Origin of the sequence: Achromobacter sp. MYb9 (assembly GCF_002975275.1) — a bacterium.
Taxonomy (GTDB): domain Bacteria; phylum Pseudomonadota; class Gammaproteobacteria; order Burkholderiales; family Burkholderiaceae_B; genus Achromobacter.
Map to the genome: position 1 here is coordinate 492,161 of NZ_PCOQ01000001.1, position 19,799 is coordinate 511,959.

The 19,799-nt window shown below is 66.9% G+C and carries 11 protein-coding genes; 6 read left to right on the plus strand and 5 right to left on the minus strand.

Translation table 11 applies throughout. The annotated features are described in order from the left end of the window. Entirely contained in the window at window positions 1-12,390 is a 12,390-nt protein-coding gene (locus CQ050_RS02240) for a filamentous haemagglutinin family protein (protein ID WP_105555196.1), read from the plus strand. A gap of 58 nt (window positions 12,391-12,448) precedes the next feature. Here the strand turns inward: CQ050_RS02240 and CQ050_RS02245 are convergent, their stop codons facing one another. The 3 genes from CQ050_RS02245 to CQ050_RS02255 are packed head-to-tail and all read right to left on the minus strand — an operon-like array spanning window position 12,449 to window position 13,515. After that, window positions 12,449-12,985: a hypothetical protein gene (locus CQ050_RS02245; protein ID WP_105555197.1), complete on the minus strand. Its 537-nt coding sequence runs from the start codon at window positions 12,983-12,985 to the stop codon at window positions 12,449-12,451. A gap of 28 nt (window positions 12,986-13,013) precedes the next feature. Next, complete coding sequence (locus CQ050_RS02250) at window positions 13,014-13,271, minus strand: hypothetical protein (protein WP_105555198.1); 258 nt, start codon at window positions 13,269-13,271, stop codon at window positions 13,014-13,016. A 40-nt stretch (window positions 13,272-13,311) separates the two neighbouring features. After that, on the minus strand, window positions 13,312-13,515 hold the full coding sequence (locus CQ050_RS02255; RefSeq protein ID WP_105555199.1) for a cold-shock protein: 204 nt from the start codon (window positions 13,513-13,515) through the stop codon (window positions 13,312-13,314). A gap of 461 nt (window positions 13,516-13,976) precedes the next feature. Here CQ050_RS02255 and CQ050_RS02260 point away from each other — a divergent pair, with 461 nt between their 5' ends. From CQ050_RS02260 to CQ050_RS02275, 4 genes are all read left to right on the plus strand, one after another. Continuing rightward, complete coding sequence (locus CQ050_RS02260; RefSeq protein ID WP_105555200.1) at window positions 13,977-14,420, plus strand: hypothetical protein; 444 nt, start codon at window positions 13,977-13,979, stop codon at window positions 14,418-14,420. 57 nt (window positions 14,421-14,477) lie between these two features. Beyond that, complete coding sequence (locus CQ050_RS02265; RefSeq protein WP_105555201.1) at window positions 14,478-15,773, plus strand: hypothetical protein; 1,296 nt, start codon at window positions 14,478-14,480, stop codon at window positions 15,771-15,773. 171 nt (window positions 15,774-15,944) lie between these two features. Next, entirely contained in the window at window positions 15,945-16,337 is a 393-nt protein-coding gene (locus CQ050_RS02270; RefSeq protein WP_105555202.1) for a type II toxin-antitoxin system HicB family antitoxin, read from the plus strand. Window positions 16,338-16,409: 72 nt separating this feature from the next. After that, the gene (locus CQ050_RS02275) at window positions 16,410-16,805 is read left to right on the plus strand and encodes a GCN5 family acetyltransferase (RefSeq protein ID WP_105555203.1); all 396 of its coding nucleotides are present in this window, start codon (window positions 16,410-16,412) and stop codon (window positions 16,803-16,805) included. Window positions 16,806-16,816: 11 nt separating this feature from the next. On the opposite strand, the gene CQ050_RS02280 is transcribed toward CQ050_RS02275, so the two are convergent. Then, window positions 16,817-17,557 (minus strand): SDR family oxidoreductase, encoded by a 741-nt coding sequence (locus CQ050_RS02280; RefSeq protein ID WP_105555204.1) that lies wholly within the window; start codon window positions 17,555-17,557, stop codon window positions 16,817-16,819. A gap of 37 nt (window positions 17,558-17,594) precedes the next feature. Next, a complete protein-coding gene (locus CQ050_RS02285; RefSeq protein ID WP_105555205.1) occupies window positions 17,595-18,935 on the minus strand; it encodes a CitMHS family transporter in 1,341 nt (446 codons plus the stop codon). 157 nt (window positions 18,936-19,092) lie between these two features. On the opposite strand from CQ050_RS02285, the gene CQ050_RS02290 reads away from it, so the two are divergent. Further along, window positions 19,093-19,797 (plus strand): response regulator transcription factor, encoded by a 705-nt coding sequence (locus CQ050_RS02290; protein WP_105555206.1) that lies wholly within the window; start codon window positions 19,093-19,095, stop codon window positions 19,795-19,797. Window positions 19,798-19,799: the final 2 nt, after the last annotated feature.

The following is a 19,799-nucleotide window of genomic DNA, read 5'->3' on the forward strand; positions in this document are numbered from 1 at the left end:
ATGTCCTCGTCTACGTCCGCTACGCCCCCCGTTCCCTCCCCCGCCCTGGCGCCCCTTGGCCGGCGCGGCTCGCCCCGCGACCGCCGCGCCGGCCTGCGACCCGCATGGCGGCTTAGCCCGCTGTCGCAGGCCATGACGGCGCTGGCGATCGCGGGTAGCGCCAGCGCTGCGGCGCAAGCGCAGACACGCGCGTTCAGCCCCGGCTGGTTCGCGGACAAGAACACCGTCCAGTCGACGGCTCAACGCACGGGCCGCATGCCCGACGGCAGCATGGCGGGCATCGGCAACGGGGCCAAACAGCAGGCGCAATCTCGCCAGCAATTGCAGAAGTCCCTGGACAACCTGAATCGCGCCGCGGCAGCGGTTGCCGCCCAGCAGGCCGCGCAAGCGGCCGCGCGCGCGGCTGCGGCGGCCAATGGCGCCGACCTGCCCGACGGCCGGACCGAAGGCGGATTATGGGAAGCCCAGGGCGGGCTGGCCCGGTGGGAAGGCGCCAAGGCCGCCACGTCATCGTCAAGCAACGGCAAGCATACGGTCACGATCGAGCAGACGCAGTCCCGCGCGATCCTGAACTGGGACACCTTCAACGTCGGCCGCAATACCACGGTGCAATTCAAGCAGGCCGCCAGCGATGCGGTCCTGAACCGCGTGGTCGGCGCCAGCGCCAGACCGAGCCAGATTCAAGGCGCGATCAAAGCCGACGGTACGGTGCTGGTCGTGAACCAGAACGGCGTGATCTTCAGCGGCACCAGCCAGGTCAACGCCCGCAACCTGGTGGCCGCGGCCGCCACCATCAGCGACGAACAGTTCCGCGAACGAGGCTTGTTCGTTGATAAGGACGGCACGCTGCCCACGTTCAAGGACGCGCTGGGCGACGTGCAAGTGCAGGCTGGCGCGCGCATCGACACGGCCGTGCCCACGACCGCGACCAAGGGCGGCGGCTACGTGCTGCTGCTGGGCAGCAACGTCCACAACGCTGGCACGGTCACCACGCCGCGCGGCCAGGCCATGCTGGCCGCGGGCGACGATTTCATCATCCGCCGCGGTTACGGCACCGACGGCAATCCCAAGTCCACGACGCAGGGCCTGGAAGTCGGCGCCACACTCAACACCGGCAGCCAGGCAGGACAGGTACGCAACACCGGGTTGATCAGCGCCCCTGTCGGCGACATCACGATGACGGGCCACGCCGTGCGCCAGGATGGCGTACTGATCGCCACGACCGACATCGGTGCGCGCGGCGCCATTCATCTGCTGAACCGGGCCAGCGACACGGCAGGCAGCGTGACGCTGGGCGCGGACAGCGTCACGGCCGTGCTGCTGGAAGCCTCGGCCGTGACCGGCCTGGACGGCCAGCGCCAAGCCGCCATCAAGACGCTGGACGGCTCCGCCACCAACAAGGCCACCGGCGCCTTCGATCATCTGAGCACGGTCGCCGACCGCATGGACCTGTCGCGCATCGAGGTGGTCACAGGTGATCTGGCGTCCTTCCAGGGAGGCTCGGTCACCTTGGCCACCGGCGGGCAGATCGCCGTTTCGGCCAAGCGGCAGACCGTGTTGGAAAACGGCGCCGAACTGGATGTGGCGGGCGCCATCGGTGTCAGCGTGTCGATGGAATCGAACAACCTGCAAATCAACGTGCAGGGCAACGAGCAGCGCGACGCGCCGGTCAACCGCGACAGCAAGCTGCTGAACAACAGCGACGTGTGGGTGGACCGCCGCACGCTGGTGAAGGTTGCCAGCGGCACCCATGGCTACATCGGCGACCGCTGGTACACCAGCGGCGGCCTGCTGGAAGTGGGCGGCTACCTGGCCACCACGGAACACGGCGCCGGCCAATGGCTGGCGCAAGGCGGCACGGCCACTTTCACCGGCGGCGAACTGGTCACGCAGGCCGGCTCCGACATCAACTTGTCGGGCGGCACGCTGGACGTGCAGGCCGGCGATATCCGCCAAAGCTGGCTGCGCGGCACCGACGGCCGCCTGTACGAGGTCTCGCGAGCGCCCGGCGACCTGCTTTACGCCGGCCTGTACAAGGGGTATGAAGACACCCACGCCCGTTGGGGCGACAAGGCCACGCGCACGTTCTACAACCCGCTGATCGCCCCAAAAACGCGCTTTGAAAGCGGCTACACCGTGGGCCGCGATGCCGGCCAGTTGATCGTATCCACCCATGCCGCCCAACTGGCGGGCACATTGACGGGCGAGGTATACCAGGGCGCGCGCCAGATCGACGCGCCGCAATGGGACATGGACGGCTACTACCAATCGCAGACGGCCGTCGCGCGCCGCGCGCAGTTGACCGTGGGAAGCTATACGCCGATTTTCGATGCCGGCACCAACATGCTGGCCTGGACGCTGGGCGGTGTCGCCAACCAGGTGACGGCAGGCACAGGCACAGCCGGCCACGGCGAGATCCGGTTGGATGCCGCCTGGCTTAACGCCGCCCATCTGGGCGCCATCAGACTGGCCGGGTCCGAAGGGATCGCGGTGGATCAGGCCGTGCACGCCGCGCCGGGCGCAAGCGTGGTGCTGTATGCGCCCCAGGTCGATATCAACGCCGGCGTCAGTACGGCGGGCGGGCGAATCGTGGCCGGCAATATCGTCAAGCAATGGAACGCCAACGGCCGCAACGAAGACACCCCGGTCCTTGCCCCCGCCGGGGGAGCGACGGGCGTGACGGTCGCAGCGGGCGCGGTGTTGGACACCGGCGGCCTGTGGAGCAATCTGCTTGCCAAGCCCGCCACGTCCGGTGAACTGGCCTATCGGCAGGGCGGCAGCGTATCGCTGCGCAGCACCCAGGGCGTAACGCTGGCTGCGGGCAGCGCCGTGGACGTGTCTGGCGGCGGCGCGGTGCTGGCCAATGGCAAGACCCTGGGCGGCAAAGGCGGCGACGTCACGCTGATGGCGGGGCTTGATGCCGCCCTCAGCCAGGAAGGAACGATTGCCGCGCAGGGCGTGGACGGCGGCGGAAAGCTGTCATTGCAAGCAGACAAGGTGCGCATCGTCGCGGCAAGTCAGGTCAACGCGGCATTCGCGGAAGCGGCGGGGACCAGGATCTCCGTCCTGTCCGACGACGCCTTCAACATGGGCTTTTCGCAATACGAGGTGATTGGCCTGCACGGACTGGAGGTTGCCGACGGCGCGCAAGTGCGGGTGACGATGCCGGTCCAGCGCCATGCCTCCGGCATCCGCGCCATCCTGGACAAGTCGCAAGCCTTGCAGACCTTGACGCCCGAGCTCTACCAGGAAAATCCCGTCAAAAGCGTGCTGACGCAACGCAAAGGGGCCAGCCTGGTCCTGCAGGCCGGATCCCCGCTGTCGACCGCTGACGATTTGGAAACCACGATATTGCGCGTGGGCAGCGGCGCCGTCGTCGAGGTCGACCCGGGGCAGAAGATCGATCTGAGCGGCGTCGGGCAGATCACCCTGGAGGGCACACTCAACGCGTGGGGCGGCGCCATCGCGGCCCGGGGCATACGCCCCGGGTCGACGGACGACGCCATCGCGGCCGGGCACGGCCGTTCCATCTGGCTGGGCGAAACGGCCGTGCTGGACGTCGCGGGCCGCGCCGCCACCGCCTTCAACCATCAAGGCCAGGCATATGGCCGCGTGCAGGACGGCGGCAGCATCGTGCTGGGCAGCCAGGTGGACGTATCGCTGGGCGTCTCGCCGTCTCCCGACCTGTTCATCGTGTCGCGCCCCGGCAGCCGCCTGGACGCCTCGGGCAGCACCGCCACGGTACTGGTCAATGGCGTGCCGACGATGTTGGCGGGCGCTGGCGGCAACATCGCCGTCAGTTCCGGCAACGGTCTGTACCTGGATGGCCGCATGACCGCCCTTGCAGGCGGCAGCGGCGCGCCCGGCGGCACCCTGTCCATCGGCCTGGATGCGCCGGTCTACCGTACGGCGGCGATGACCGCCCGAGTGAACAAAGGACGCGATCTGCGCCTGTCGCAACAGGCCCTGCCCGACGACTTGGCCGACTTTGCCGACGCGCAGGCCGCGGCGGACGCGCTTGTCTATGGGCACGGCGGCCTCAGCGTCGCGCAGGTGGAAGACGGGGGGTTCGGCAGCCTGAACCTGCTGAGCAACGGTGCCATCAGTTTCGCGGGGGACGTCGACCTGCGCATGGGCCAAAGCCTGCGCCTGTTCAGCACGTCGCTCAACATGACGGAAGCCGCGCCCACCGCCGCCCGGGTGCGGCTGGCCGCCCCCTATGTGATGCTGGCAGGCGCCACAGACAATGGCGCGCCCGACTTGTACACCCGCCCGTCATCCTCGCTTGCTCCGTCCATGCGCATCAGCGAATCCACCTTCACCGCGGATGCCGGCTTCATCGATATCCGCGACCTGGTACAGCTGGGCGCGCTGACCACGCAGCGGGCGCCGAATGGCGATGCCAGCTACGTCGGCACCGGCTTCACCCAGACCGACTTGCGCAGCCGGAGCGACATACGGGTACTGGGCGGCCGGGGCACGCAGGTTGCGCTGGCCAACCAGCCCTACACCACGCAGCTTGCTGCCCCGGGCAATCTAAGCCTGACCGCCGCACAGATCTATCCGGACACGGGAGCGGTGACGCGAATCGTGGTCGGTCCGAACGGCTCTCGCGACGGCGTCATCGGCTACGAATCCGGCCGCACGCTTACCATTCGCCGCAATAACGACGCCCTTCCCCCCCTTCCGGACAGCGCGTTCGGCAAGCTGCGGCTGGCCGCCGACATCATCGACCAGGGCGGCGTGGTGCGCGCGCCGCTCGGACTGGTGGAAATGGGGGTGGCGGATACCACCGGCACGACCTCCCGCGTCAATCTGCTGCCGGGCAGCGTCACATCCGTCAGCGGCCAGGGGCTGGTCATGCCCTATGGCGGCACCGTCGACGGCGTGACCTATCAATACGCCGGGCAGAACATCGTGTTGACCGGCGCAGGCGCCGCCACGATCGGCGGCGACTTGAGCAGCGGAATCCAGCTGGCCGGCGAAGAGGTTCGGGTGGACGGCAACGCCATGCTGGACCTGTCCGGCGGCGGCCGCTTGTTGGGCGCCGGCTTCGTGACGGGCCGCGGCGGCTCCACCGACGCGCGATTCAACCCGCTGGTGCAGATTAATGCCAAGGGTGCGGGCTTCACCCTGCCGGGCCTGGCCACCAATCCCGTCTACGCGCTGGTGCCCGGCGTGCAGGCGCCCGTGGCGCCCACCACGCCCGACGGAAACCAGAAGCCGCAGATCGGGCAGCAAGTCACGATCGGAAACGGCGTGCCCGGCCTGCCCGCCGGCACCTATACGCTGATGCCCTCGACCTATGCCCTGATGCCAGGCGCATTCCGCGTGGAAGTCAACGGGCTGGCTTCGAGCGCCGCCGCTTCGGGCGCGATACCGCTGCGCAACGGCTCCTGGTCCATCGCGGGCAACGTCGGTACCGCCGGCACGAACCTCGCCACGGCCACACCCAAGCAGCTGTTGATCACATCCGGCGACGTCCTGCGCCAGTACTCGCAATACAACGAGATGGACTACGCCGCCTTCGTGCAAGCCGACGGCGCGCGCCGCGGCGTTCCGCGCGCCATGCTGCCCGCGGACGCGCGCACATTGCGGGCGTATCTGGCGAGCGGCGCCGAAGGACAGGCCTTTTCATTCGCGGGCCAGGTCGACTTTTCCGCCGCGGCAGCCGGCTACGGCGGCACGTTCGCCGTCTCGTCCAGCGATGACAAAGCGGGGCATCTCGAGGTCACCGCTCCGGGCGCGGGGCGCAGTGCGGGCTTCGAGGGCTTATCGCTGGATTCTGCCCAGCTCAGCGCGCTGGGCGCGCCCCGCCTCGTGCTGGGCGCCGTCCCCAATGTGGACTATGCCAACAACAGCAATACCGTCGACTTCGGTTACGCCCGCACCCACTTCAACTCCGTGGTCCTGCGCGAGGGCGCGTCGCTCTCGGCGGCCGAAGTCTTCCTGGTGACCAGCGGCCTGGCCACCGGCATCACCCTCGAACGCGGGGCCTCGATCAACACCATCGGCCGCGGCAAAGCGCCTTTTGATTCCACTGCCGGCTACACCTATGGGGCATCCTCCAGCAGCCTCCTGGCCTTGTCCAACGGTTGGATCAACATGCTTCCTCCCACCGCCGACCAGGAACCCAAAGGCGCCGGTCCCATCCGCATCGGCGTCTGCGGCGCTACCTGCGTCGGGGAATCCCTGTTGTATACCGAAGGCACGCTGGCGGCCGTCACCAACAAGACCTTCGAGCTGGGTAGTGCTGCCGGCTACGGCGCACGCTACCTCACGCTGGCCGTGGGCGCCGTCAACGCCGGCAGCGAACAGGCCCTGGCGGCCGCAGCCACGCGCGGCACAATTGGCGCAGGGCTTAGCCTGGACCAGACGCTGCTGAATCGTCTGATGGCGGGCGACCAGCGCTTCGCCGCGCCGGCGCTCGAGATGCTGACCCTGGCCGTAAGCGACTCATTCAACTTCTTCGAAACCGTCACGCTGGACACGACCGATCCCGCCACCGGCAAGTCGCGCCTGCAAACCCTGGCGCTGACGGCGCCGGCCATCTACGGGTATGGCCAGGCGGGCGACGTGGCCACGCTGCGCGCGGGCAACCTAATCTGGAACGGATCGATCGCGCCGCCCGTCGGCGTGATCGATAACGGGGCGGGCTCCGGCAGCGGCACACTCAATATCCAGGCCGAGCGCATCGAGTTCGGGTATGGGCCCTATACCCAGCCGTTGGGCGAACTGGACAATGCCCGTCTGGCCCTGGGTTTTGCCAACGTCAACCTGACCGCCAGCGACCGCATCACCGCCAATCATCAAGGCAGCCTGGCCGTGTACCAGTCGCGCGGGGCTTTCGATGCCGCGTCCGGCTGGCGCTACAGCGGCGGCACCCTGAATCTGTCGACGCCCCTGCTGACGGGCGAGTCCGGCTCCATCAATCGGATCAAGGCGGGCGCCGCGATCAACCTCGGTAGCCCGCCGGCAAGCGCCTCGGCCCCCGACGCGCGCGGACTGGGTGCGGAACTGGCGCTGGACGCCGGCACGCTGAATATCAACGGCCGCATCGCGCTGCCCACCGGCAAGCTAAGCGCAAGCGCGGACAACGCCTTGATCCTGGGCCCTGGCGCGCATCTGGACGTAGCTGGCCGGCCTGTACCATTCGACGACATCACAAAATACAGCTGGGGCGGCGACGTCAGCCTCCACAGCCGCCAAGGCGACATCACGCAAGCGGCGGGCAGCACCATCGACGTCTCGGCCCAACACAACCGCGCCGGCCGCCTGACCGCCGTGGCGCTGGCTGAGGACGCTGGCCGCGTGGACCTGCAAGGCCGCATTCTGGGCATGGCTTCGGGCAGCTATGACGCGGGCGGCACCCTGGTCCCCTACGCCTTCGGCGAAGTGGATATCCGAGCGCAGCAAGTGGACTTCGCGGCGCTGAACCAACGCCTGAACGAGGGCCAGGTCTTCGGCGGGCGCAGCCTGCAGCTCAAGCGCGGCAACCTTGCCATCGGCGACGAGGTACGTGCCCGCAATGTGAATATTTCGGTCGATGCCGGCAGCCTGACCGTGACCGGCCGCATTGACGCCAGTGGCGATGGCGTGGGCAGCATCCGCCTGGCCGCGCGCGATGGACTGCGCCTGGCGTCCACCGCAGTGCTGGATGCGCACGGCACGGCGCTGCGCGTGGACAGCTACGGCAAGATCATTGACGCGCCCAACCGCGCCATCGTGGAACTGAATTCGGGCAATGGCCAGTTGCGGATGGACGCAGGCGCGGTCATCGATGTGCGCGCCGGCACGGGTGCGCCCCGCCATGACGGCCTCCCGCGAGGCACGCTGGCGCTGAATGCGCCGCGTCTGGGTGGGGCGACTGGCGGCGACATCGACATCGACGCGCGCGGGCCGCTGGACATCCGCGGCGCGCGCAGCATCGCGGTCAATGGCGTCTGGGTCTACACGGACGCAGCGCCAGGGACCGAAACGACGGCGGACGGCAAGCCCTACCAGATCATCGACCAGGCCTACCTGACCCGCCTGCATGGCGACAGCGTCGCCTTCATCAACCGGGCCCGGTCCAACGGCAATCTGATCAACGGCAGGCTGGCCGGCTTGCTCGCCTATGGCGACGCCCTGCATCTGCGCCCCGGCGTTGAGATCCGCAGCGCCACCGCAGACGGCAATCTGGTGGTGCAAGGCGACCTTGACCTGTCCGGTTTCCGCTACGCCAGTCTCAACCCGCATACGCCGCTGCGGCCGGGCGTCTACGGCTCGGGGGAAGTGGGCAATCTGGTCATCCGTGCCGGTGGGGACCTGCAGATCCACGGCGGCATCAACGACGGCTTCGCGCCGCCTCCAGAGGTCAAGCAGGACGTGAACGGCTGGCGCCTGCTGCCAGGCCGGGACTTCACCGGCGGTGACATGATCACGCCCCACGCCGGCGTGGTGCTGGCCGCCGGTACGGCGTTCCCGGTCGGCGCCATACTGAATTACGACTTGATGCTGCAAGGCGGCATGCTTGCCGAACATTCCGTATTGCCCGTGGCTGCCCCGTTGGCCCAGGAGTTGGTGCTTTCCGCCGGCACCGTACTATCGGCGCCCATCTTCAACCCGGACGGCACGGTGGCGCACGCGGCCGGCACCATACTGCACCAGGCGTTGACGCTGCCCCCCGGCATGGCCCTGGGGGCAGGCACGCGCTTATCGAGTACGGCCTTCCTTGGCGCCGTCACCTGGCCTGCCGGCATTCCCCTGCCCGCCAACGCGAACCTGGCCGCCGCGGTCACCCTGCCGCGCGGCGCGCTGATCCCGTCGGGCACTAACGTGGTTCTGGAGCCCGGGGTGGAGTACGTGGATCTGCGCCCTCGGGTCGACGGCGCCCAGGGCCAGGTGTGGGCCGTGGCGCCCATGCTGCCTGAAGGTTCGCAATCGTGGTCTATGCGGCTTGCCGGCGGCGCTGATCTGGGCGCAGCCGATACACGCATCACGCAGTACGCCACGAAGGTCGGGCTTCAGCGTGGGGACCTGGTGCTGGCCGACAGCCACTACGGCATGTATGGCTTTGATGGCCCCGGCAACTTCGTCTGGACGCAGTTGGTCGCCGACGACCTCGGCATGCCGGAGTTGGTGGGGCAGGTCATCGACGACGATTTCATCCGCGACACATTCGGCTATCCGAGTGCCGGCGCCCTGTGCGCCGACCTCCCCGAGTACTGCGCCGCAAGCGGCGCGAACAACTACATCCCCGCGCCTGCCACCCCGCGCTTCAGCGTGCTGCGTACCGGCACTGGCGACCTGGATCTGCTGGCGGGCGGCAGCTTGCGCATGCAGTCGCTGTACGGCGTCTACACCGCGGGCACGTCATCCACGGGCACCTACGCGGGCGACCCCTATAACCAGCCGCGCCTGATCAATCCCGACGGCACCGTGCTGCGCGACCCGAGCAAGGGCTTCGAAGCCTTTGTGGACGGCGGGCCGCAAAGCGTCTACCGGGCCTGGTATCCGGATGGCGGTGGCAACGTGACGCTGCGTGCCGGCGCCAGCCTGACCGGCGATCTGATGACGGCATCCCTGGCTTCGTACGGGCGGCCATTGACCCGCTCGACCGGCTACTCCTCCGACCTGGTCGGAAACTGGCTGTGGCGCCAGGGCAGCGGCGACGCAGCGATAGGCCAGGCACAGCCCACCGCATGGTGGCTGAACTTCGGCACCTATACCTCCAGCGCGCCAGACCAAGCCGATGAATTGCGCGGCTTCACCGGCTTCGGCACGCTGGGCGGCGGCAACCTGGACATCGACGTGCGCGGCGACGCCGGCATCATCACCTCGCACCCCATCAGTTACCAGGAACGCCAGATCAACCCGCGCAGCCAGGCCTTGACGCTGGCCGTGGCCAGCACGGGCCGCGTGATGGCCGACGGCACATTGGCGCTGACCGGTGGCGGCGACATCATCCTGCGGGTCGGCGGCAGCTTGAACCCTGCGCTGCCCAGCTTCTATGAAGCCTCGGGCGCGGTCACCAACCTGCGCGGCCAGACGCTGCTGCAAGCCGCCTCGATGGGCCGGATGGACCCGATCTACAACCTTCGGGCGGCACGCGACACGCGCGCGCTGGACCGCTTCCAGGCAAGCACCTACGAGCCTGCGGGGGCGTTGACGCTGACGCCGGGAGACAGCGCATTCCAGCTGCAAAGCCTGGGCGCCCTCGTCGTCCAGACCGCCAGGGACCCCGGCCGCTTCCTCCTGCCCGTGTCCATGCCATACACGCAGGCCGACGGCACGCTGGGCGTCTACGGATCCAACAGTTGGTTTTCACTATGGACGCCCAATACCGCCATCGATCTGTTCAGCGCGGGCGGCGACGTGGCGCCGGTATTCAGGGCCGGCAACGACAATGACGGCATCGTCATCTACCCGTCGCAGTTCTCGTCGGTGGCTGCTCAAGGAGATATCCAGTACAACAATACGATCGCCCTGGCGCCCGGTGCCCTGTCCCGCCTGGACTTGCTGGCCGGCCACTCGCTCTATGGCGGCAACACCTCCTTTGGCCGCACCAGCGCCGATCCCGGCGCGTTGGCATCGATCTACCGCCCGGCGTTTGCCGGAAAGGTGAAGGCGGCCGAAAGCAGCGACATTATCTGGGGCCCCACCAACCTGTCCAGGGACGGTGCCTATCGCGATAACGTGTTGTTCGCCTTCGGGTCGTTGTCGGCCGCCACGTCAGGCGTCGTGGCGCCGTCGCGCTTCTACGCGAAGGACGGTGATCTCGTCGGCGTCAGCAGCGGCCGGCTGATCCAGCTGACGGACAACGGCAATGTCGTGACCGGCACCGACTGGTACGCCGCGGGCGGTCCGGTACGCATGATCGCCGGCCGGGACATCGTCGGCAGCGGCAGCCCGTTGGGGCCCGCCGATGCGTTGTCCACGCCCATCCCATATCAGTACATCGACAACCTTTTCGTGCATGGCGATGCGAACGACGTGTCGGTCGTGCAGGCCGGCCGCGACATCCTTTACGGCAGCTTCACCGTGGCCGGTCCCGGCACGCTGGAGCTTAGCGCGGGCCGCAATATCCTGATGGAAGACAAAGCCGCCGTCGTCAGCCTGGGGCCAGTCGTCCGCGGCGACACGCGCCCCGGCGCCAGCATCGTGCTGCAAAGCGGGCTGGGCGCTCAAGGTGCCGACTATGCCGGCTTCCTGCGCCACTATCTGGGCGCCGACGTCGCCGATCCTGGTCTGCCGCTAACGGACCAGGGCAAGCCGTTCAGGACCTACGAGGCCGAACTGCTGCTGTGGCTGACCCAGGCCTACGGCTTCGCCGGCAGCACCGACGACGCCCGCGCCTTCTTCAATGGGCTGCCGTCCGAGCAGCAACGGGTCTTCGCACGCCAGGTCTACTTTGCCGAATTGCGCGCCGGTGGCCGCGAGTATGGCGACAAGGCTGGTCCGCGCGAAGGCAGCTATCTGCGCGGCCGGCAAGCCATCGCCGCGCTGTTCCCGGGACAGCCCGCTGCGGGCGCGGCGCAAGCCGGTGGCGGCAGCGTCACGATGTACGGCGGCGCGGGCCTGCAGACCCGCAGCGGCGGCGATATCCAGGTGTTGACGCCGGGCGGCGCGCAAATCTATGGCGTGGAAGGCACCGCGCCCCCCGCCACCGCCGGCGTCCTGACGCAAGGCCGTGGCGACATCCAGCTGTACGCGGCAGACAGCATCCTGCTGGGCCAGAGCCGCGTCATGACGACATTCGGCGGCAACATCCTGGCGTGGTCGGCACAGGGAGACATCAACGCCGGCCGCGGATCCAAAACCACGGTGGTCTACACCCCGCCGCGCCGGGTCTACGACGCGGTCGGCAACATCACCCTATCACCCGCTGCGCCCGCCAGCGGCGCCGGCATCGCGACACTGGCGCCGCTGGCGGAAGTGCTTGCCGGCGACGTCGATCTTTACGCGCCGCTGGGAACCATCGACGCGGGCGAAGCCGGCATCCGCGTGTCGGGCAACGTCTACATTGGCGCGCAATCCGTGCTGAATGCCGCCAACATCAAGACGCAAGGCGAAAGCGCCGGCATCCCGGCCGCCCCTAGCGTCAATACCGGTGCGTTGACCTCGGCCAGCAGCGCCGCCACCTCTGCCGCCAACGCCGCCCAGGACTCGGCGCAGCGCGCGCAGAACCAGGCGCGCCAGAACCTGCCGTCGATCATCAACGTGCAGATCCTGGGATTCGGCGAGGAATCGGCTTCAGGCACGTCGACGGTGGCGCCCAAAGACGGCCAGGCCGCGGATATCCCGGCCTACCGGCCCAACAACATGGTGCGGGTCGTGGGTGACGGCGCGCTGACGGCAGCCCAGTCGGCACAACTGACGGGGGAAGAGAAGCAGGCGTTCGGGCTGTAGGGCAGGATGCGCCTTGGGGCAATGGCCGGCTCGCCGATGAAGCACCCGGCGGGCCGCCTCACACCCAGGATACGGGCCAGTGGGCCAGGCGCGTCACCTGGCCATCCACGTCTTCGTACACGGCAAGCACACCGCGCTTGTTGCGCAAGACAACGACACGCTTGCCATCAAATTCGTTGATGTGGCTGTAGTGCGCGGGTTCCGCGGCCCCGCCGTCCTGCTTGTAGGCCGTCTTGGCGCGGTCGACGAAGTCATCGTCGTCGCGCACCCCGCGCGTGATGCCCGGCCGCATACTGACCGGCGGCGCGTCCCCAAGGGGGCGGCCAACGCCGTCCGCCATGAAACGTGCGATCTGCGCCTTTACCTGCGGAGAATTGATTTCGGCTTGCCCGGCCGCATGGCTCATGAGGCGTTGCCTCGTGCCGTGAGGCAGCGCGCTCCAGTGGTTCAGGACGGAGGCGCCAAGTAAGGCCAAGATACGCTGCTCGGCGGCGTCCAGTTGCTCAAGCGCGAATGACGTGGCCAGTGCGGCGAACCGCCCGTGGCCTTGATCGTCCGATTCCGCCCTGCCTGCCCTGCCGGTTGAATTCGCCATGCGAATCTCCTGGGCGTACTGCACGGCATCAAGCTGGCCTGGCGTGCGCATCCACCACGAGCCGGCCGTGATTGATCGCGGCGTCCACCGCCATTCCGGGGCTGGATACAAACCCGCCCGATGCGAACAACGGCACGGTGTGGTGTTCGTTGAGTTTGTCCTGATCTGCCGCAAGTTCCACCGCAACGGTTGCGGTGAAGGCGGGCCGGCCGCTGCCCCCGACGGAAACGCGGGAAACGTTGGCGGTAAGGCGATAGCCCTTGTAGACCATATTATTGTGAAACATGAAACCCCCTATTTGATCAAAAGGCCCAAAGGGCCTTCATTCACAAAGCGCGGATTTGCGTAGCGTGAGGGCCTTTGGCGCCCTGCGCGGTGACATAGCTGACTCGCTGGTTTTCCAGCAGCACTTTATGCCCTTCGCTCACGATTTCGGAGAAATGCGCAAACAAATCCTTGCCGCCGTTCTCGGGCATGATGAAGCCGAAGCCCTTGGCATCGTTGAACCATTTGACGATTCCGGTTTCCATAATCTCTTTCCTTTAAATGCGGGCACCGCCCGCGAAATGAGCCTGTCAAGGAAAGGACCGCGAACAATGAAGCGCCCTCGGAGGGTGCAAGACCGGACGAAAATCACGATGCTCGAAAAGCTTCAAGTCCACTATGGGCGCAGGGGTAGTTAAAGTCAATCGGCGTTTCCGATTACCACCAAATAGTTATTCTGGTGCCTTTTGATCGTTAATTCACCGTAAATGCGCCCATCGCGGCCCGCATGCGCACCGGGGATTTACTTATTGCGTAACGGCTGCCGCATTTGCATACGCGCGCGTGATAAAGCGCGTATCCTGAAGCGATGGTGCTTGAACGCGCGTTGCCTCGCCGTATCGCCATACAGGAGTATGGTCATGCCCACCCCCCTCAATACCCCCCCGTGCACGCGCCGAACCTTGCGTTTCACGACAATGGCGCGCGCGCTGACTGCGGAACACGCGTGAGCGCTTTCAGAAGGTCGATCGCCAAATTCGCGAATGCGTGCGTGAAGTTGCTTCCCCCCGCATCGCCGTCACCGCGTGGCGGTGGCGGTGAACCCAAGCGCACGGTACAGCGCGACCACGCGGCCATCTCGTCGCCGTGGCGCATCTACCGCATCTATGCCCGCCCCGGGCATCTGCTGATGCGCAATGAACAGGGCCGGATCCTGGACCTGGGCGTCATGAAAGGCGCTGAACCCGACCTGGCATACCGCCTGTTCGCCAGTGACCTTCAAGGCAAGGGCTTCGCCACGCGCACCTTGCTGCTGGACGACATTGCCCGCCGCATCGAAGCCGGCGAAATCAACAAGGAACTGCTGAACCTGCCCGATTGGGATCAGCCCCTTGGCGCCGACCTGGACCGCGGCACGCATACGGATGTGTCGATGAAGCTGGGGCGGTAAACCGCCCGCCTCACCCGCATGGGATACTGTCCCCCTGAAAATTTTCAGGGCCCGCCCATGCAAGACCCCACCGCAATCCTGGACGCGTTTGCACGCCTGGGGTGGAAGAACAACGACCCGATGGCGCAGACGCTGCGGTTGCGCCTTGAAGACCCGAAGGCGCTGGGCGAACTGGTCGCGCAAGCGCTGGACCGCTCGCTCGACAACGCCACGTTCATCGATGCCGCGCTCGACCTCATGGACGACGACGCCTACGCGGCGACGGTCACCCAGGCATGGCAGCGCGCGATGCAAGGCGTCCGTTCGGACATCCTGTCCGCGGTGCTGGATTCCGCTGCCCTGCAATACCCCGATGCCTTTGCCGGCCACTGGGAACGCCTGCTTGCCGCCGTGCACACCGGCGACGGCGGACCGGAATACCTGGATGGCCAAGCCTGGCGCGCGCTGGACGACGCGACGATCGACGCATGGCGCGCCGGGCTGGAACCGGACATCAGTGAAGGAACGCTGGGCCGCGCGCGCGCCATCGCCCTGCTTCGCTCTCGACGGCCGAACGCCGTGCTGCATGCCTGGGCGCGCTTGTTTCCCGACGCATCGGATCCCGCTGCCCGCTCCTGGCTGATGCTTGCCGGCTATGCCAGACAGGCGGACGGCTTGCGTTCACTGCACACGGAATCCCCCTTGCACATCGGATTCAGCGCCGCACAGCGCAAGCCCATGCTGGCGAGCCAACCCGCCTGGCGACGCGACATCCAGAAGGCCCATCCCACCTGGAACCCCGGCACGCCGCCCGTCACGCAAGCGCGCATGGGCGGCGTGCTGGCCAGCACCTGCGGACTCTGCCATGCTCCGTTGCATCGATTGCTGTCCGTGCAGAAGCCCGCCCTCGCAGGCATCGGCGGCAGCGGCCCGATCGAATTCGCCACCTGCCTGTCTTGCCAAGGTTGGGAAAGCGACGGCCCGATGTTCTATCGGCACGACGCCGACGGCGTCGCCAGCGCGCACCCGGTCCAGCAGCGCGACGACCCCTTGCGTCCCGAGGTCGTCGCCAACGCGTTGCAAGACGCCGAAGTCCAGCTCTTTGCCGCCCCCGGCCGCTGGGCCTGCCAGGATTGGGGCGAATCAAACGGCCGCCAGAACCTCAGCCGCGTCGGCGGCGCACCCAGCTGGGTGCAATCCCCCGACTACCCGGCCTGCCCCGACTGCCAACAGGACATGGCCTTCGTCATGCAACTGGATTCCGGATTGCCGCAGGCCGACGGCGGCGAATGGTTGTGGGGCAGCGGCGGCTGCAACTACACCTTCTGGTGCGCCGGCTGCCGCGTCAGCGGGCAACTGTGGCAATGCACGTAGACGACTGATTTTTCGCGTGCTGGGTTCTGGGAAAGCGCCGGTTCGATGGCGGCGGCTGTCCTCGATCGCGCCGTCGCTGGGTCCGATAATTCGCCGCATCTGCCCCTCCCTTTTTTTAGACGCGCTGCCACCAACGCCGGACAGCCCGCGCTTGGCCTACCAAGGAAACTAATGAAATATCCCATCGCCATAGAACCCGGCAGCGAAACGCAGGCCTGGGGCGTTGTTGTCCCGGATCTGTCCGGTTGCTTTTCCGGTGCCGACTCAGGCATTGATGATGCCATCGAGAACGCCAAGGAAGCGATCGGACTCTGGATCGAGTCTGCATTGGATAGCGGCGAACCCGTACCGCCGCCGGGCCGCATTCACGTTCATCAAGCCAATCCGGAGTTTGCTGGCTGGATCTGGGCAATCGTTGAAATCGACCCTGCGGTGATGGACGACACCATCGAACGCGTCAACATTACCTTGCCTCGCCGCATCCTCGCCAGGATCGACGCAAAGGCGCGCGCCGCGGGAGAAAGCCGGTCTGGATACATCGCCCATCTGGCGCTAACGCGCTAAGCCAGCAATGATCGGCTAAGGTATTGGCCTGCATTTCACTCCCACCTTCAACACCAGCCTGACCTTGACGCAATGACCACTTCCCCCTACCCCATCGCCATCAGCCCCGACCAGGTTGGCGAATACCCTGCCCTGACCAAATCCGGCGGCGGCTATTTCTACGATGACGTGTTGGAATACCGCGTGTGGGTGCACCCGCATGCGGGTGGCGAGGACTTGCACGATGGCGACGACTATTACTATGCGTTCGCCACGTTCGAGGACGCGGCGGAATGCTCGAACGAGACGCCGGGCGCGGAGCAGCCGCTGGTGCTGGTCCGGCAGTTCGAGTCCATCAACGAACCGTCGCCGGGCGTCTTCGAGCATTACACCACCGAGCGCATCACCGAATGGCGTGTGGAGTGGCTGGCGGACTGCAAGCGCACCGCCGCCTCCATCCCGGACTTCCTGAAAAGCCGCGCGCGCTAGGCGCCTGCCCGTCAGCTCATGTACACGCCACCGTTGATGGCGTAGTTGGCGCCCGTCACGAAGGCCGCCTCGTCGGACGCCAGCCAGGCGCACAACCCGGCCAGGTCGCGGGCGGTGCCCAACCGCCCCACGGGCACGCTTTCGATGATGCGGTCCAACAGCGCGGGCGGGAAAGCCTTCACGGTATCGTCCGCGATGAAGCCGGGCGACACCAGGTTCACCGTCACGCCGCGCGCCGCCACTTCCTGCGCCAATGACCGCGTGAAGCCGATCACCGCGCCCTTGGCGGTGGCGTAGTTGATCTGGCCGATCTGGCCTTTTTCGGCCGCGACCGATCCGATGTTGATGATGCGGCCCCAGCCGCGGTCGGCCATGCTGTCAACGACCTGCTTGGTGCTGTTGAACAAGGTGTCCAGATTGCTGCGCAACACGGCCGACCAGTCTGCATACGCCATCTGGCGAAAGCGCATGTCCAGCATCGATCCGGCATTATTGACCAGCACATCGATCTCGCCGACTTCGCGGCGGACCTTCGCGAACGCCGCCTCGGTCGACGCCCAGTCGGTTGCATCCCCTTCCGACGCGATGAAGTCGTAGCCCAGGGATTGCTGTTCCTTCAGCCACGCGTCGCGGCGCGACGAACGCGGGCCGCAGCCGGCCACCACGCGGTGCCCGGCCTGGTGTAGCGCCTGGCAGATCGCGGTGCCCGTATGGCCCATTCCACTGGTGACATAAGCAATGCGCAAAGCCATGAACGTTCCTTTATGAAAGTGCGGCAGGCGCCGCGGATCAACCCACCGCCCCGACCAGCGGGAACAGGCCGAACGCCAGCGCGGCCGCCAGCATCACCATGCAGACCATCGTGGCCCACTTCAGCGCGTAGCGCTGGTGGTCGCCGAATTCCACGCCTGCCAAGCCAACCAGCAGGTACGTCGACGGCACCAGGGGGCTCAGCAAATGCACCGGCTGGCCGATGAGCGACGCGCGCGCCATCTCGACGGGCGAAATGCCGTAGCCCTGCGCGGCTTCGCTCAGGATGGGCAACACTCCGAAGTAGAACGCGTCGTTGGACATGAAGAACGTGAACGGCAGGCTGACCAGGGCGGTGATGCCGGCCAGATACGGTCCCATCGCGTCCGGAATCACGGCAAGCAGGCTGCGCGACATGGCCTCGACCATGCCCGTGCCCGACAGGATGCCCGTGAAGATGCCCGCGGCGAAAATCAACGACACCACCGACAGCACGTTGCCCGCGTGTTGCGCGACGCGGCGGCGCTGCTCGGCCAGGTTTGGATAGTTGATGATCAGCGCAACCGCGAAAGCGATCATGAACAGCACCGGCAACGGCAGAATGCCCATCACCAGGCTGACCATCAGCGCCAGCGTCAGCCCGGCGTTCACCCACAGCAGCTTGGGGCGGCGCAGGTCGTGGTCGACTTCGATCTCGGGCAGATTCTTGGGACCGTCTTCGTCGTAGCCGGCATGCAACGACGCGCCCTGCGGCAACGACAGCACGCCCAGGCGGCGGCGCTCGCGCAAGCCCAGGAAGAACGCCAGGACCAGGATCGAAACGATGGCCACGCCCATCACCGGCACCAGCGGCACGAAGATATCGCCCGCATCCACGTGCAAGGCGCTGGCGGCGCGCGCCGTCGGCCCGCCCCACGGTGTCAGGTTCATGACGCCGCTGGCCAGCATCGCCAGGCAGGTCATGGACAGCGCGTTCATTTTCAAGCGGCGGTACAGCGGCAGCATCGAGGCCACCACGATCATATAGGTCGTCGAGCCGTCACCGTCCAGCGAGATCACCAGCGCCAGCACGGTGGTACCGACCACGATTTTCAGCGGATCGCCCTTCACCGCGCGCAGGATGCGGCCCACGATGGGGTCGAACAGGCCTGCGTCGATCATCACCCCGAAATACAGGATCGCGAACATCAGCATCACACCGGTGGGCGCGATCTTGCGGATGCCGTCCAGCATCATCTTGTCGATACCGGCGCCGAAGCCGCCCAGCAACGCAAAAATAATGGGGACAAGGATAAGGGCGACCAAGGGCGACAGGCGCTTGGTCATGATCAGCGTCATGAACGTGATCACCATGCCGAAGCCAAGCAGGGTCAGAAGCATGAGGGGTATCTCCGACTAGTCATTGTTATGTGTGGCGCTGCTTCCGGCGGGGGAAGCAGGTGCGCAAGACTAGGAAGAAAAGCTGTCTGGAACCTGTCGTTTTCGTGCAGGCGCGCCCGCGAAGCCCCGGGCACGCACGGGGCTTTACAATCGGCCGATGCGCATCCTGGTAATCGAAGACGACGAGGATCTGGCCGACGCCATCGTCCGCCGGCTGCGCCGTCTCGGCCATGCCGTGGATTTGCAGAAAGACGGGCTCAGCGCCGACGGCGTGCTGCAATACGAGACCTTCGACCTTGTCATCCTGGACATCGGGCTGCCCCGCATGTCCGGGTTCGACATCCTGCATCGCCTGCGCGACCGGGGCAGCAAGACGCCAGTGCTGGCCCTGACCGCCCGCATCGACATCGAAGATCGCGTCCATGCCCTGGATACCGGGGCCGACGATTATCTGGCCAAGCCCTTTGACTTCCGCGAGCTGGAAGCCCGCTGCCGCGCGCTGCTGCGCCGGCCGCTCGCCCAGGCAGCCGGCGTGCAACGTTTTGGCGACTTGACCATCGATAGCGCCGCCCGCCAGGTCACCCTGGCCGGTCAACGCATCGACCTGCCCAAGCGCGAGTACAGCCTGCTGGAAATTCTGCTGGCCGGCATGAACCGCGCCGTCAGTAAAACGGAAATCGCCAACAAGCTGTTCGCCTTCGACGACGACGCCGCCCCCAACGCCATCGAGGTCTACATCGCCCGTCTGCGTCGCAAGCTGGAAGGGTCGCCGCTACGCATCGAAACGCAGCGCGGCACGGGTTATCTGCTGACCGCCACCGACGACGCGGACAGCGGCGCGCCGCCCCCGCCCCGGGCCTGACC

Bases quoted from the DNA above. Each gene is read 5' to 3' on its own strand.
- CQ050_RS02250 (WP_105555198.1), bottom strand. From the start codon at position 13,271: ATGTTTCACAATAATATGGTCTACAAGGGCTATCGCCTTACCGCCAAC.
- CQ050_RS02240 (WP_105555196.1), top strand. From the start codon at position 1: ATGTCCTCGTCTACGTCCGCTACGCCCCCCGTTCCCTCCCCCGCCCTG.
- CQ050_RS02275 (WP_105555203.1), top strand. From the start codon at position 16,410: ATGACCACTTCCCCCTACCCCATCGCCATCAGCCCCGACCAGGTTGGC.
- CQ050_RS02270 (WP_105555202.1), top strand. From the start codon at position 15,945: ATGAAATATCCCATCGCCATAGAACCCGGCAGCGAAACGCAGGCCTGG.
- CQ050_RS02265 (WP_105555201.1), top strand. From the start codon at position 14,478: ATGCAAGACCCCACCGCAATCCTGGACGCGTTTGCACGCCTGGGGTGG.
- CQ050_RS02285 (WP_105555205.1), bottom strand. From the start codon at position 18,935: ATGCTTCTGACCCTGCTTGGCTTCGGCATGGTGATCACGTTCATGACG.
- CQ050_RS02280 (WP_105555204.1), bottom strand. From the start codon at position 17,557: ATGGCTTTGCGCATTGCTTATGTCACCAGTGGAATGGGCCATACGGGC.
- CQ050_RS02245 (WP_105555197.1), bottom strand. From the start codon at position 12,985: ATGGCGAATTCAACCGGCAGGGCAGGCAGGGCGGAATCGGACGATCAA.
- CQ050_RS02290 (WP_105555206.1), top strand. From the start codon at position 19,093: ATGCGCATCCTGGTAATCGAAGACGACGAGGATCTGGCCGACGCCATC.
- CQ050_RS02255 (WP_105555199.1), bottom strand. From the start codon at position 13,515: ATGGAAACCGGAATCGTCAAATGGTTCAACGATGCCAAGGGCTTCGGC.